The organism is Acidovorax sp. sif0632 (assembly GCF_019218805.1).
Lineage (GTDB): Bacteria > Pseudomonadota > Gammaproteobacteria > Burkholderiales > Burkholderiaceae_C > Acidovorax > Acidovorax facilis.
In genome coordinates, this window is sequence record NZ_JAHUWW010000009.1 from 153,944 (window position 1) to 168,011 (window position 14,068).

The window sequence follows — 14,068 nt, forward strand, 5'->3', positions numbered from 1 at the left end:
CCGTGGCCCCTTTGTGTTTTCTGATTTCTGTGGTGTACGGCCTTGCCCGCTTATTTGCGCAGCGGGATGGCCATGGCCCGGTCCACCGGCACGGCGGTCACGCTGTTCTGCGGCGAGCCGTCGATGAGTTTTTCGGAGTAGGTGAGGTAGACCAGCGTGTTGCGGGCCGGGTCGACCATGCGCACGATGCGCAGGCGCTTGAACAGGATGGACATGCGTTCGCTGAACACCTCTTCCTGCTTCTTGAGCGGCTCGGGGAAGCTGATAGGCCCCACCTGGCGGCAGGCGATGGAGGCTTCAGCGCGGTCTTCGGCCAGGCCCAGGGTGCCCTTGATGCCGCCCGTGCGTGCGCGCGAGACGTAGCAGGTCACGCCCAAAACGCCGGGGTCGTCATAGGCTTCCACGAGGATGTCGTGGTCGCGGCCGATCCACTGGAAGGCGGTGTCCACCGTGCCGATTTTTTCGCCGGGCGCTGCCTGGGCAGTGTCAGCCACGCCCACCCAGGCAGTGGCTGCGGCCAGGGCCAGCAGCGCCGAGGTGGCCGTTTGCTTGAGGGCCATCACGCAGCGGCCCCGGCTTCGGTGCAGCGCTGGGACAGGTGGGCGAGGGCTTCTTCGACCTGGTCCACCAGCACCAGGCACAGGTCGCCCGGTTGCAGGCGCGCCAGGGCGGCGTCGATGGCGATGAACTCACCGCGAATCTCTTCGACGTGTGTGGTGCGCGATGCGCCTGCCAGTCCTTCGCGCAGCAGGGCCATCACCTCGCCATCGGCGCGGCCGCGCTGGGCAGCGTCCTGGTACAGGATCACGTCGTCAAATGCGGCGCCCAGGATCACGGTCTGGTCGCGGATATCTTCGTCGCGGCGGTCGCCCGCGCCGCTGATCACCACGCTGCGGCGCTTGGCGGGCAGGGCGTCCACGGCGCCCACCAGGGCGCGCATGGCGTCGGGGTTGTGGCCGTAGTCGGCAATCACGGTGGCGCCCCGGTAGTCCATGATGTTGAAGCGGCCGGGCGCGTTGTCGCTGTCGTTCACAAAGCCTGACAGGCCGCGGCGAATGGTCTGCCATGGCATGCCCACGCCCCATGCGGCGGCCACGGCCGCCATGACGTTCTCGACCTGAAAACCGATCTTGCCGTTGCGTGTGATGGGTACGTCGCGCAGGTGGATGGTCTCGCGCCACGAGCCTTCCGAAGCCACGATGGAGTCGCCATCCACATACACCGTGCGGTGGCCCTGAGCGCGGTGCGTGGCCATCACGGGATGGTGGCGGTCGCTCGCAAAGAAGATGATCTTGCCAGGGCAGGCGGGCGCCATGGCGGCCACGATGGGGTCGGCCGCATTGAGCACGCCGTAGCCTGTGGTGGCCACGTTCTGCACGATCACGCGCTTGAGCACGGCCAGATCTTCCACCGTGGTGATGTAGTTCAGGCCCAGGTGGTCTCCCGCACCGATGTTGGTGACCACGGCCACCTGGCAGCGGTCAAACCCCAGGCCTTCGCGCAGGATGCCGCCACGGGCGGTCTCGAACACGGCTGCATCCACCTCGGGGTGCAGCAGCACGTTGCGGGCGCTCTTGGGGCCGCTGCAGTCGCCACTGTCGATCTGGCGGCCGTTCACGTACACGCCGTCGGTGTTGGTCATGCCCACGCGCAGGCCCTGGGCGGTGAACAGGTGGGCGATGAGGCGGGCCGTGGTGGTCTTGCCGTTGGTGCCGGTGACGGCCACCACTGGGATGCGCCCATCGTCGCCATGGGCGTAGAGCTTGTCCACCATGGCCTGACCCACGTTGCGGGGCTTGCCGTAGCTGGGTGCCAGGTGCATGCGCAGGCCGGGGGCGGCGTTCACTTCCACAAAGCCGCCGCCTTGCTCTTCGAGCGGGCGCAGCACGGTCTCGGCAACCATATCCACGCCGCAGATGTGCAGGCCCACCATCTGGGCGGCGGCCACAGCGCGTGCGGCAACCTCGGGATGCACGTCATCGGTCACGTCGGTGGCGGTGCCACCCGTGGACAGGTTGGCGTTGTTGCGCAGGACGACGCGCTGGCCCTTGGCGGGCACCGAGTCGGGCGTCAGGTCTTGCATGGCCAGGCGGGCCACGGCAATGTCGTCGAGCCGGATCTTGGTGAGCGAGGTGGCATGGCCCTCGCCCCGGCGTGGGTCGAGGTTGACCTGGTTGACCAGCTCGCGCACCGTGTGCTGGCCGTCGCCCAGCACCTGGGGCGGCTCGCGGCGTGCAGCGGCCACCAGTTGGTCGCCGACCACCAGCAGGCGGAAGTCATGGCCCGGCAAAAAGCGCTCGACCATCACGGTGCCGTATTCGGCGGCGTTCTTGTAAGCTTCTTCGAGCTGGGCGCGGTCGGTGATGTTGACCGTTACACCCTTGCCCTGGTTGCCATCCTGCGGCTTGACCACCACGGGCAGGCCGACCTTGAGGGCCACTTCCCAGCCTTCGTCCACGCTCTCGACCGGTTTTCCCAGCGGCACGGGCACGCCAGCGGCATGCAGCAGGCGTTTGGTCAGGTCCTTGTCCTGGCCGATGGATTCGGCCACGGCGCTGGTCGAATCGACCTCGGCCGCCTGGATACGGCGCTGCTTGGAGCCCCAGCCAAACTGCACCAGGCTGCCACGCGTGAGGCGGCGGTAGGGGATGCCGCGCGCCACGGCGGCGTCCACGATGGACCCGGTGCTGGGGCCCAGGCGCTCGTCTTCGTCGAGCTCGCGCAGCTCGGCAATCACGGTGTCGGCATCAAAATTGCCTTCGCCTTGCGCCGCCTTGATGAGTTGCTGCGCGTACTCAAAGGCTTTGCGGCCCACGGCCTCTTCGCTGTATTCCACGACCACCTGGTACACACCCGCATCGGTGGTGGCGGTAGTGCGCGCAAAGGTGACAGGGCAACCTGCCTGCGCCTGCAATGCCAGGGCGGCAGTCTGCAGCACATGGGCCAGCGAGACATCGCCGCCCCCGGTTTCGGGGTGCAGCGCGCCGATGGCGGGAAACAGGGCCCGCAGGCGGGCTTCGAACCCGGCCATCTGGCCCACGGCGCGCTCGTTTTCGGCGCAGGTCACCACGGCCTCGATGGCCATGTGGCGGCTCCAGAGGTTGGGGCCACGCAGGGCCCGGGTGCGGGATACATCCATGGAAGTCTCTTTCAGTGGTCCATCAGGGCGCTGAGGCCCTGTTCAGGTCGTGGGATGCGAGGTCAAACAACAAACTAAAGCTAATGCGCGAGGTGCCATCACGACCGCAGTGCGGCGGTGGGGACCAGTTCGGGCTCAAAGGTCTTGATGCCAGCGCCGATGAGGTCGGGGGCAATGTTCAGCGCCCAGGCCGTGCCGATGGCAGCCAGCAGGGCGTCGGTGTCGGGCGCCACGGCATTGCGCCCAAAGGTCAGGTCTGCCAGCGAGCCTAGTACATGTTCTGCACTGCCCGTGGCCAGCACCACGCGGCCGTTCTTCACGACCACGGCGCGGCCGTTGTCCTTGGCGCGGTGTTCCACGATGACGGGCAGGGTGGCGTCCTGGGCATACAGCACCACGGCACCGTCCGACAGCGGCGCCAGGTCGGCCACTTGCGGGATGGCAGCGTTGAGCACCGCTGCTCCTTCCGACAGCACCACGTCCACCTGGGTGCGCATCACCTTGGTCATCTGGTCCTGTTCGTGCACGTCGAATTCGGCCAGCGTTTCCACGCCGTCCATGTCGGTGACCACACCCACCTGGCAGCGGTCGTAGGCCAGGCCGTCGCGCAGGATGGTGCGCGCGTCGCTTTCGATCACGGCGGCCTGCACGGTCTTGTTCATCAGCAGGCGGTGGGCGGCCTCCCAGTGCGCGCAATCGGTCGATTCGACGCAGCGGCGGTCCAGGAACAGCCCTTCGCGGCAGGCCAGGCCCGTGTGGTGGCCGCTCAGGTGCAGCAGCCAGGCCACGACCCGCGCGATGGTTGACGTGCCACGCGTGCCCGCCACGCCCACCAGCGGAATGCGGCCTGCCTGGCCCGCATCGTCTTCCGACGGGAACAGATGCTCTGCAATGGCCTGGCCCACAGGGCGCGGTGCACCCACGGCGGGCTTCAGGTGCATCAGCAGGCCAGGGCCTGCGTTCACTTCGACAATGGCACCGCCCTGGGCGTGCAGGGGTTTAGAGATGTCCTTGGCCACCAAGTCGATGCCGGCGATGTCCAACCCCACCACCTTAGCCGCCAACTGGGCGATGTAGGCCACCTCGGGGTGCACGTCGTCCGTGCAGTCCACGGCCACGTTGCCGTTGCGCTGCACCACCACCTGGCGGCCAGCGGCGGGCACCGAGTCGGCGCCCAGGTCCTGGCGCTTGAGTTCGAGTTGCACCTTGGTGTCAGTGGCCAGGTCGATGATTTCGAGCGGGTACTCTTCTTCGTAGCCACGGCGCGGGTCGGAGTTGAGCTGGGTGTCGATCAGCTCCTTGACGGTGGAGCGGCCGTTGCCGGTGATGGTGACCACTTCACCACGTGCCGCTGCGACCACTTTGCCGCCCACCACCAGCAGGCGGTGCTCGTCGCCGGGGATGAAGCTCTCGACCATGACGTCGCTGCCCTCGGGGTAGGCCACGTGGTAGGCGGCCTCGATGTCTGCCTGCTTGTGCAGATCCAGCGTCACACCCCGGCCGTGGTTGCCGTCAGAGGGCTTGACCACCACAGGCAGGCCGATGTCCTGGGCGGCTTCCCAGGCTTCCTCGGGGCTGTTGACCACCTGGCCCTCGGGGATGGGCACGCCGCAGGACTTGAGCAGGCTCTTGGTCAGGTCCTTGTCGCTGGCGATGCCTTCGGCGATGGCGCTGGTGAACTCGGTCTCAGCCGTCCAGATGCGGCGCTGGCTGGCGCCATAGCCCAGTTGCACCAGATTGCCGTCGTTCAGGCGGATGTGTGGGATGCCCCGGTCGGTGGCGGCGGTGACGATGCACGCGGTGCTGGGGCCAAGGTACTGGTCGTCCACCTCGGTGCGCACACGGGCCACGGCGGCAGCCACGTCAAACGGCTCATCGTTGATGGCGGCCATGATGAGCGCGTGGCCCTGGGCCAGCGCCACACGCGCCACGCTTTCGTCGCGCGCCCGGAACACCATGCGGTATACGCCGCGCTGGCTGGTGCTGCGGGTCTGGCCAAAACCGGTGGGCATGCCCGACAGGTTGAGCAACTCGATCACGATGTGCTCCAGCACATGGCCGCACCAGGTGCCTTCCTGCAGGCGCTGCAGGAACCCTCCGCGTTCGCCCACGCCGCAGTGGTGTTCGATCAGTGCGGGCAGCCAGGCGGTAAGTCGGTCGTTGAAACCGGGCAGCAGGTTGGAGGGGTAGTCCTCCAGCTCGCCCAGGTCCAGCCAGACTTCCAGTACAGGCCGGTAGGTCCAGATATTGGGGCCGCGCAGGTAGTTGATGCGAAGCAGTTGGATGTCGTTGAGTTTCGCCATGGATTGCAGCGGGTGAGTTGGTCCGGCCGGGTAAGGGCTATGGGCTATGCGGGAGAGGAAGAAACTGTGAAAGGAAACTTTTGTGGACGAGGATTGTGCTCCAGTCCTGGGGCTGTGCGCAGTGTCAGCCAAATGAGCGTCAGAGGCGTTAAATGAGGATGCCGTCGCACCGTGGCATGCAGTATCGGGGAGAATTCGCGCTTTCGCGAGATCGGTCACCGCAGGCAGCCGGGGGCGGAAAACCCAACCAAAAATGCAACATCACCATTCTGTGGACGCCTCGGGTGTCTTTTCTGGCCCTTTGGGGGCCGATTTGCGGGCCATGCTCGCTTCCAAGGAAAACGTACTGGCAGCGCTTCAGGTTGACCTGAGCACGGCGCTGCGCTTTGCGGCAGGCTGGGTGGTGGTGACGTCTGAACGGCTGCTGGCCTGTGATGCGGGCACCACGGCCTGGCGCAGCTGGCCCCTGGGCGATGGCCTGGCGCTCAAGCTGCAGGACCATGGCGGTGTGGGCTCGCTGGAGCTGCACAGCCCTCGCGAGCGCTTGGCGCTGTGGCGCTTTACCCTCGCGCACCACGCCCAGGCCCTGCGTCTGCTGCAGCGTTTTGAGCAGCAAAGCGCCCGGGGTGACAACGGCGCCGAGGATGAGGCCGACGAACCCGCCTGTCCCACCTGCCACACGCCCCTGCCGCCCGACACCGAAGAATGCCCGGCCTGCGCCCGCGCCCAGCCGCCCCAAACTTCCACCTGGGTGCTGCTGCGCCTGTGGCGCTTTGCCCGGCCCTACCGCAAGCAACTGGCCGCCGGTTTTGCGCTGACGCTGGCGTCCACCGCCGCCACCCTGGTGCCGCCGTATCTGACCATCCCGCTGATGGATGACATCCTGATCCCGTTCCAGAACGGCAAGCAGATCGAACCCGGCCTGGTGCTGCTGTACCTGAGCGGCCTGCTGCTGTCGGCGCTGGCGGCCTGGGGCCTCTCCTGGGCGCGTACTTACATATTGGCGCTGGTGTCCGAGCGCATCGGCGCCGACCTGCGCACCACCACCTACGAGCACCTGCTGCGCCTGTCACTGGACTACTTTGGCGGCAAGCGCACGGGAGATTTGATGGCGCGGATTGGCTCGGAGACGGACCGCATCAACGTCTTCCTGTCCCTCCACGCCCTGGATTTTGTGACCGACGTGCTCATGATCATGATGACGGCGGCCATTCTGTTCTCCATCAACCCATGGCTGGCGCTGGTCACGCTGGTGCCGCTGCCCTTCATCGGCTGGATGATCCACACCGTGCGCGATCGTCTGCGCACCGGGTTTGAAAAAATCGACCGCGTGTGGTCCGAAGTGACCAACGTGCTGGCCGACACCATCCCGGGCATCCGGGTCGTGAAAGCCTTTGCGCAAGAAAAGCGCGAAGCCCAGCGTTTTCGCGACGCCAACCAACACAACCTTGAAGTCAACGACAAGCTCAACAAGACCTGGAGCCTGTTCACGCCCACCGTGTCGCTGCTCACTGAAATTGGCTTGCTGGTGGTGTGGGGCTTCGGCATCTGGCTGGTGTCGCGCAACCAGATCACGGTGGGTGTGCTCACGGCCTTCATCGCCTACATCGGCCGTTTCTACGGGCGGCTGGATTCAATGAGCCGCATTGTCTCGGTCACGCAAAAGGCCGCCGCTGGCGCCAAGCGCATCTTCGACATCCTGGACCATGTGAGCAACGTGCCCGATCCGGCCCAACCCGTGAAGGTGGACAAGGTGCAGGGCGCGATCACCATGCAGGGCGTGGGCTTTCGCTACGGCAGCCGCGCAGTCATCAAGGGGCTGGATCTGGATATCCGCCCCGGCGAGATGATCGGCCTGGTGGGCCACAGCGGCTCAGGCAAGAGCACGCTGGTCAACCTGATCAGCCGTTTCTATGACGTGAGCGATGGCTCCATCCAGGTCGATGGCATCGATATCCGCCGTTTTGCCGTGGCCGACTACCGCCGCCACATCGGCCTGGTGCTGCAGGAGCCCTTCTTGTTCTTCGGCACCATTGCCGAGAACATCGCCTACGGCAAGCCCGAGGCCACGCGCGAGGAGATCGTGGCGGCGGCCCGTGCTGCGCACGCCCATGAATTCATCCTGCGCTTGCCCCATGGCTACGACTCACTCGTGGGTGAGCGCGGCCAGGGCCTCTCGGGCGGCGAGCGCCAGCGCATTTCCATTGCCCGCGCATTGCTGATCGACCCGCGCATCCTGATCCTGGACGAGGCCACCTCGGCCGTGGACACCGAGACCGAGAAGGAAATCCAGAAGGCGCTCGACAACCTGGTGCAGGGCCGTACCACGATTGCCATCGCCCACCGCCTGTCCACCCTGCGCAAAGCCGACCGCTTGGTAGTGATGGACCGGGGCGAAGTGGTGGAGGTCGGGCCGCACGACGAACTCATGGAGAAGCAGGGCGCCTACTGGCGGCTCTACGAAGCCCAGGCGCGCCGTGCCGAAGAAGACGCCCAGGCGGCCGGCGTCATCATCGACAGCAGCCTGCTGCACCCCGCCCACCCTGCGGGCAACCCGTGATGACTGCACTGCAGGAAAACGCCATGAACACCCCTTCCTTCCCGCAATCGCCGTCCACCGCCTCCGCCACGTTCACCTTGGCGCGCAATCCACACGGTCGGCTGGTTCTGACCCTGGCCGACGGCACGGCCCACGAGGGCGTCACGCCTGTGCGGGCCTTCCCCATCGCGGCACCCGCCGAAGGGCTCTCGCTGATTGGATCTGACGGCCACGAACTGCTGTGGATCGACCGGCTGGACCAACTGCCAGCCCCCGCCCGCCAGCTCATCGAAGAAGAGTTGGAAGTGCGAGAGTTTGTGCCCACTATCGAAAAAATCATTGCAGTATCGAGCTTCTCCACCCCCAGCACTTGGCAGGTGGAGACGGACCGGGGCCCTGCCAGCCTCGTCCTCAAGGCCGAGGAAGACATCCGCCGCTTGGGCGGACGCACCCGCCTGCTGATTGCCGGGGGCGACGGCCTGCAGTTCCGCGTCAAAGACACCACGGCGCTGGACCGGCATTCGCGCCGGTTGCTGGAACGCTTTCTCTGATCTGACCCTGTACGGGGTCATCCCTGTGTCTCCACCGGCAAGGCACAACGGCAGTGCCAAGCCCTGCCGTGCCCGCTCCCCCCACAAGCCAGTAGCTCCAGACCCGGTGCGGGAATGAGTGCAATCGGTCGGCTGTGAGCCGATCCGGCCCCCGCATGCTCCCAAAAGGGTGACAAAGATTAGGGAAAACCCTAAATTTGAGCCAATCGGTGAAAAAGACCTAAATTTCCCCTTCTTTTTGCCGTAATAGATTACGAAGACGGCGAAAAAGCCTCTGCACTTCGAGCATATCTATTCATCAACCATTGGGGCCACTGCCATGCAAATGCCACCTGTCGACCGATCGCCGAGTTGGCGTCCTCAGGGCGCTGATTTGTATTCCACTGGCGCCTCTGGCGCGCCGCCGGTGCGGCCCATCAATGCATCCAATCCCGTCGAATCCATGGACCGGCTGGGCGAGGGCGCCATCGTGCGCGAGCCCGACAAGCCCTCCGCGCCCGATGTAGCAAACCGGGACTGGACCGAGGTCAAGAAAAAAGACACCGTGGAAGAACCGCCCGAGCCCCCCAAGGAGCCGATCTACAAACAACTGCTGGAGCTGATCCAGTCGATGTGGCGGGCCAGTGGCAGTGCGGTGGAGGTGGCGCAGGACATCAACAAGATGACCCTGCAGGAGCGCATGGCCCAGCAGGTCAAGAACGAGCCGCTGACCTACTCGGACCCCAAGATCAAGCGCACTGGTGGCTTGTGAGGGTTTTGCTCCTAAAATTATAGCTAATTGCGCATAACTGATAAGCGCTGGAGCCTTATTTCATTCAATTTTTGCCCCATTCTGGCCTCAAGGCCGGGGCGATGAAGCGGGAGCCGCTGCCTGTGCCGCCCGCTGCTGATCCCGCTCCGCGCGGTACTTGGCGGCAAAGGCCCGCACTTCCTCGTACGACACATAGCCATCCTTGTCCGTGTCTGCATCGTCGAACGCGGCGGCCAGGCGGGGAAAGAGCTTGACCTCGGTGCGGCTGAGCTTGCCGTCCCCATTGAAGTCCAGCATCTTGAACTCGCGCATGGCCTTGATCTCGCCTTTGGTCAGGGCTGCCTGGGATTCCGCGGGGGTGCTGGCAGCGGGTGCAGGCGGTGCCGACGCAGTTGCAGGGGGCATGGCCAGCGCAGTGGTGCCCAAGGCTGTCGCCAGGGTGCTCATCACGCAGGCGGCCAGGGAAAATCTGATGCGCAAAACAGGCTCCTTCTGTGGACTGGCAACGATGTTGGCACAGCTGGGCGTGCGTGGGCTGAATGCAACCCAAGGCTTGCAGCTTTCACCGGGAGTTGCAGGGGATTGCAAAACTTTTCGAAGGAACGCGGGTCCGTGCCCGGCCCCGGGTTAATCGCCGGCAGGGCGCAGGGGGTTGGAGATACCGCTGTTCACATGGCCGGCTGGCACATGACGGGCGGCTGAGGTCACATGGCCTGTCTGGTCGTCGAAGAAAAAGTCGGGTTCGAATTCGCGCAGGAATTCGCCCTTGGGAAGGCCACCCAGGAACATGGCTTCGTCCACATCGATGTTCCAGTCCATCAGCGTGCGGATCGCGCGTTCGTGCGCCGGGGCGCTGCGCGCCGTGACCAGTGCGGTGCGGATGCGCATGCCGGTGGTGCCGCCGGCCTCTCCGGCGGATTGCAGTCGGTGCAGCGCCGCCAACAGGGGCTTGAACGGGCCATCGGGCAGGGGCAGGGCGGCCTTGTCGGTTTCGTGCTGCTGGAAGGCGGCCAGGCCTTCGGCCTGGTACACACGCTCGGCCTCATCGGAGAACAGCACGGCGTCGCCGTCAAAGGCAATGCGCACTTCCTGCGGGTTGGCGTCGCCTGCCTGTACCGATTCGGTGATCACCCGCGCGGCCGGGTAGCCCAGGTGCAGCGCCTCGCGCACATCGGCCTCGTTGGCAGACAGGAACAGGTGTGCGCCCAGCGGTCGCAGATAGCGAAAAGGGTCACGCCCCTGGGTGAACACGCCGCGCTGAATGGTGGGCAGGCCATGGGCGTTGCAGGAGCGGAAGACGCGCATCCCACTGACCGGGTCATTGCGCGAGAGCAGCACCACCTCCACCCGCTGGTGCTCCGAGGTGTTGAAGGCGAGCAGCTTGCGCACCAGAGAGAACGCCACGCCGGGTGCGGCGGGCACGTCCAGGCGCTGGCGCTGCAGGTCCACATAGGCGCGGTCATCCCTCTCGTGCTCGAAGACGCGGTTTTCCTCCTCGAAGTTGAACAGCGCCCGCGATGAGATCGCCACCACCAGCTTGTCGTCGAGGGTCACGGCCATAAAGTCACTTCACGAACTGGTTGAGTTGGATGATCGGCAGCAGCACGGCCAGCACGATGAGCATCACGATCAGGCCCATGCCGACGATGAGCAAAGGCTCCAGGATGGTTGCCAGCGCCATGGCGCGGCGCTGGACCTCGGTGGAAAGCTGCCTGGCGGCGCGCTGCAGCATCACCGGCAGTTGCCCCGTCTGCTCGCCCAGGCGCGCAAACATGGAAAGCAGGCCGGGGAAGCGCTTTTTCTGCGCCAGCGCCGAGGCCAGGGGCGCACCTTCGCGCACCAGCACCAGCGCTTCGAGTGCATCGGCGCGCAGGGCGCGGTTGTTCAGCGTTTCGGCGGCGGCCTGCAGCGCCTTGAGGATGGGTACGCCCGCACCCGCCAGCATGGCCAAGGTGCCCGCAAAACGCGCCGCGTTGTAGCCGCGCGCCAGCTTGCCCACCAGCGGCAGGTTGAGCCAGGCAGCATCGAATTTTTCGCGAATATGCCCGATGGTCAGCGCCCAGCGTGTGCCAAAAGCTATCAAAACAGAAGCAATCAGCATCATCCAGCCATAGCTGCGGACAAAAGCGCTGATGCCCAGCATGGCCACGGTCAGAAACGGCAGCGCCCGCTTGGTGCCCGCAAACACGCTGGCCACCTGGGGCACCACGTAGCCCACGAGGAAGAGCACGATCACGATGGCCACGATGGTCACGATGGCGGGGTACAGCGCAGCGCCCACCAGCTTGGCCTTGAGCGCCTGGCGTTCTTCCAGGTCGTCGGCCAGGCGTTCCAGCACCAGGCCCAGGTTGCCGCTGTGCTCGCCCGCGCCGATCACCGCGCAGTAGATATCGGAAAACTCGCGCGGGTGCTGCGACAGGGCGCGCGCAAACGTGGCCCCGGCATTGACCTCAGCGCGCAGTGCGGCCACCAGATGGCGCTGGCGTTCGTCGTCGGCTTCTTCAGACAGTGCCGTGAGGGCGCGCTCCAGCGGCAGGCCGGAAGACACCAGCCCGGCAATCTGCCGCGTCCAGATCGACAGGCCCGTGGCGCTGAACACGGGCCGCGTGAACAGGCGCTGGCTGAGGCTGGCCGAGCTGCCATCCAGCGACTGGCCGGTCTGCACCAGCTCTACCGCCAGGGGCACCAGGGCCTGGGCTCGCAGCAGGCTGCGCGCGGCCTTGGCGGTGTCGGCCTCCATGAGGCCCTTGCGGGTCTGGCCCTGGGCGTCCAGGGCTTCAAAGGAAAAAGCAGGCATGCGGGTGCGGGCGGTATGGCGGTGGCGTGGAAATCAGGCGGTCACACAACAGGCTGATGCGGGCGAAAACCTTGCAGCCCCTGATGGTAGCCGGTACCCAAGGCCCATGGCTGTGGGCCAGTACCCTTGCCAGCGGGATGACCCAGGTCAAGGCGCTGACGCATTGGGCGCGCAGAATGAAACGCGATCTGTGGCATCGGGTTGCAGGTGTTCTGAATGAACAAGGAGTCTTTCATGCTGAAGAACAAGGTTGCGTTGGTCACCGGGGCATCGTCGGGCATTGGGCGTGCCATTGCGCTGGTGTGGGCGCGCGAAGGCGCCAAGGTGGTGGTGTCGGATGTGAATGTGCAGGCGGGTGAGGAAACGGCGGCGCTGGTACGCGCAGCCGGGGGCGATGCCATTTTTGTGGCTGCCGATGTGGGCAGGCCCGAGGACTGCGAAGCGCTGGTGAACCGCACCGTGGCCCACTACGGCCGGCTGGACATCGCCTGCAACAACGCGGGCATCGGCGGCCCGCAGGCGGCCACGGTCGATTACCCCCTGGATGGCTGGGCCCAGGTCATCAACATCAACCTCTCCGGCGTGTTTTACGGCATGAAATACCAGATCGCAGCCATGCTCAAGAATGGCGGCGGCTCCATCATCAACATGGCATCCATCCTGGGGTCGGTGGGTTTTGCCACCGCCCCGGCCTACACCGCTGCCAAACATGGTGTGGTGGGGCTGACCAAGGCGGCTGCGATTGAATACAGCGCCCATGGCGTGCGCATCAATGCCGTCGGGCCTGCCTTTATCCATACGCCCATGATCAGCGGGCTGGAGCAGGATGCTGGCATCAACGCGATGCTGGTGGGCGCCCACCCCATCGGCCGCCTGGGGCAACCTGAAGAGGTGGCCGAGCTGGTGACCTGGCTGGCGTCCAGCAAGGCGTCGTTTGTGACCGGGGCGTATTACCCGGTGGATGGCGGCTACCTGGCGCGATAAAACACCGGCGCGGCGTTGGAGCCATGGAAACTGGATGGCTGGAAAGGGTGGCTGCCTCTGATGAAGTTCTCCTCGAACCCGATGTGGCGTGGGTGAGACGGCCCGCCACCGGATGCCATTTTGCCCTGTGCCGCTTGCGGTGCCTGCGCTTAAGATGCGGCAGTTGGGGCCGCGCCATGGCGCAGCCCCCCAGATTTGACTCACAAAGGAGAAGAAAGTGAATAAGACGACTGCCCTGGGAGGACTGGTTGCCGCTTTGGTGTTATCTGCTTGCGGCGGAGGCGGGGATGATGTGGCGCCACCTGCGCCAAAGCCTCCTGCGACCGTGGTCACCGGCGTGGAAGGCCTGTGGACCGGGGCGACCACCGACCCTCTGAATGTGCAGGGTGTGGTGCTGGAGAACGGCGAATCCTGGAGCATCCTGACCGATGCAGTGGGCGCCGTGGTGGGCATATCGCAAGGCGCCGTTCAGACGTCGGGCCCAGATGTTGTCTCTGGCACCGGGCGCTATCTCAATGTGGTGGATGAGGCAAACCTTGCCAGCCGGACGACGGTGGCGGTCAGCTATAGCGGCAAGTACGCGGTGCGGGATTCTGTGCAGGTCACGGATTCCAAGGGCGTGAAGTTCACCGGTACCTATGGCGTGCTCTACGAGCAGCCTGCTGTCGTGAGCGAGTTGCTGGGTACGTATTCCGGCACCGGCATTGGCAATCAGGTGCGGGAGCCCCTGGTGTCGGTTTCCATTTCCACCGGTGGATTGGTGTCGATTCCCTCCTACCCGGGCTGCTCCATTCGCGGCACCGTGGTGCCCCGCGCCAGCGGCCGGAACGTGTTTGATCTGCCGCTCACCTTCAGCGGGGCCGCCTGCCCTGTGGGCGATGGCGTGGTTGTTCAACACGTTGTTCTGTACAACGACACCACCCAAGCGATCGTGATCATGGGGCAGAGTGCGAGCAAGGCAGAAACTTTCGTCTACACCGGACAGAAGACCTAAGCTCTTTTAT

11 protein-coding genes are annotated in these 14,068 nt (G+C 65.4%); 5 read left to right on the forward strand and 6 right to left on the reverse strand.

Annotation, left to right across the window (positions count from 1 at the left end; translation table 11 throughout):
- Nucleotides 1-50 precede the first annotated feature (50 nt).
- From KW832_RS23640 to cphA (KW832_RS23650), 3 genes are all read right to left on the reverse strand, one after another.
- A complete protein-coding gene (locus KW832_RS23640) occupies nucleotides 51-560 on the reverse strand; it encodes a CreA family protein (protein WP_218301691.1) in 510 nt (169 codons plus the stop codon).
- Entirely contained in the window at nucleotides 560-3,139 is a 2,580-nt protein-coding gene (cphA, locus tag KW832_RS23645; RefSeq protein WP_218301692.1) for a cyanophycin synthetase, read from the reverse strand. The genes KW832_RS23640 and cphA (KW832_RS23645) overlap by 1 nt, the downstream gene beginning before the upstream one ends.
- 98 nt (nucleotides 3,140-3,237) lie before the next feature.
- Entirely contained in the window at nucleotides 3,238-5,442 is a 2,205-nt protein-coding gene (gene cphA / locus KW832_RS23650) for a cyanophycin synthetase (protein ID WP_121508576.1), read from the reverse strand.
- A gap of 253 nt (nucleotides 5,443-5,695) precedes the next feature.
- On the opposite strand from cphA (KW832_RS23650), the gene KW832_RS23655 reads away from it, so the two are divergent.
- The 3 genes from KW832_RS23655 to KW832_RS23665 all read left to right on the forward strand — a co-directional run bounded on the left by KW832_RS23655 (nucleotide 5,696) and on the right by KW832_RS23665 (nucleotide 9,283).
- On the forward strand, nucleotides 5,696-8,002 hold the full coding sequence (locus tag KW832_RS23655) for an ABC transporter ATP-binding protein (RefSeq protein ID WP_218301693.1): 2,307 nt from the start codon (nucleotides 5,696-5,698) through the stop codon (nucleotides 8,000-8,002).
- Nucleotides 8,003-8,025: 23 nt separating this feature from the next.
- Nucleotides 8,026-8,532 (forward strand): DUF1854 domain-containing protein, encoded by a 507-nt coding sequence (locus tag KW832_RS23660; RefSeq protein ID WP_218301694.1) that lies wholly within the window; start codon nucleotides 8,026-8,028, stop codon nucleotides 8,530-8,532.
- A 319-nt stretch (nucleotides 8,533-8,851) separates the two neighbouring features.
- Complete coding sequence (locus tag KW832_RS23665) at nucleotides 8,852-9,283, forward strand: hypothetical protein (protein ID WP_029414343.1); 432 nt, start codon at nucleotides 8,852-8,854, stop codon at nucleotides 9,281-9,283.
- An 87-nt stretch (nucleotides 9,284-9,370) separates the two neighbouring features.
- Here the strand turns inward: KW832_RS23665 and KW832_RS23670 are convergent, their stop codons facing one another.
- From KW832_RS23670 to gspF, 3 genes are all read right to left on the reverse strand, one after another.
- Complete coding sequence (locus KW832_RS23670; RefSeq protein WP_370460251.1) at nucleotides 9,371-9,763, reverse strand: EF-hand domain-containing protein; 393 nt, start codon at nucleotides 9,761-9,763, stop codon at nucleotides 9,371-9,373.
- A gap of 147 nt (nucleotides 9,764-9,910) precedes the next feature.
- The gene (locus KW832_RS23675) at nucleotides 9,911-10,843 is read right to left on the reverse strand and encodes a 5'-nucleotidase (protein WP_121421141.1); all 933 of its coding nucleotides are present in this window, start codon (nucleotides 10,841-10,843) and stop codon (nucleotides 9,911-9,913) included.
- A 4-nt stretch (nucleotides 10,844-10,847) separates the two neighbouring features.
- Complete coding sequence (gene gspF / locus KW832_RS23680) at nucleotides 10,848-12,080, reverse strand: type II secretion system inner membrane protein GspF (protein ID WP_055395957.1); 1,233 nt, start codon at nucleotides 12,078-12,080, stop codon at nucleotides 10,848-10,850.
- Nucleotides 12,081-12,314: 234 nt separating this feature from the next.
- Between gspF and KW832_RS23685 the strand changes: the two genes are divergently transcribed.
- Both KW832_RS23685 and KW832_RS23690 read left to right on the forward strand, forming a co-directional pair.
- On the forward strand, nucleotides 12,315-13,064 hold the full coding sequence (locus KW832_RS23685) for an SDR family NAD(P)-dependent oxidoreductase (RefSeq protein ID WP_218301695.1): 750 nt from the start codon (nucleotides 12,315-12,317) through the stop codon (nucleotides 13,062-13,064).
- Between the two features lie 217 nt (nucleotides 13,065-13,281).
- On the forward strand, nucleotides 13,282-14,058 hold the full coding sequence (locus KW832_RS23690) for a hypothetical protein (protein ID WP_218301696.1): 777 nt from the start codon (nucleotides 13,282-13,284) through the stop codon (nucleotides 14,056-14,058).
- Nucleotides 14,059-14,068 lie beyond the last annotated feature (10 nt).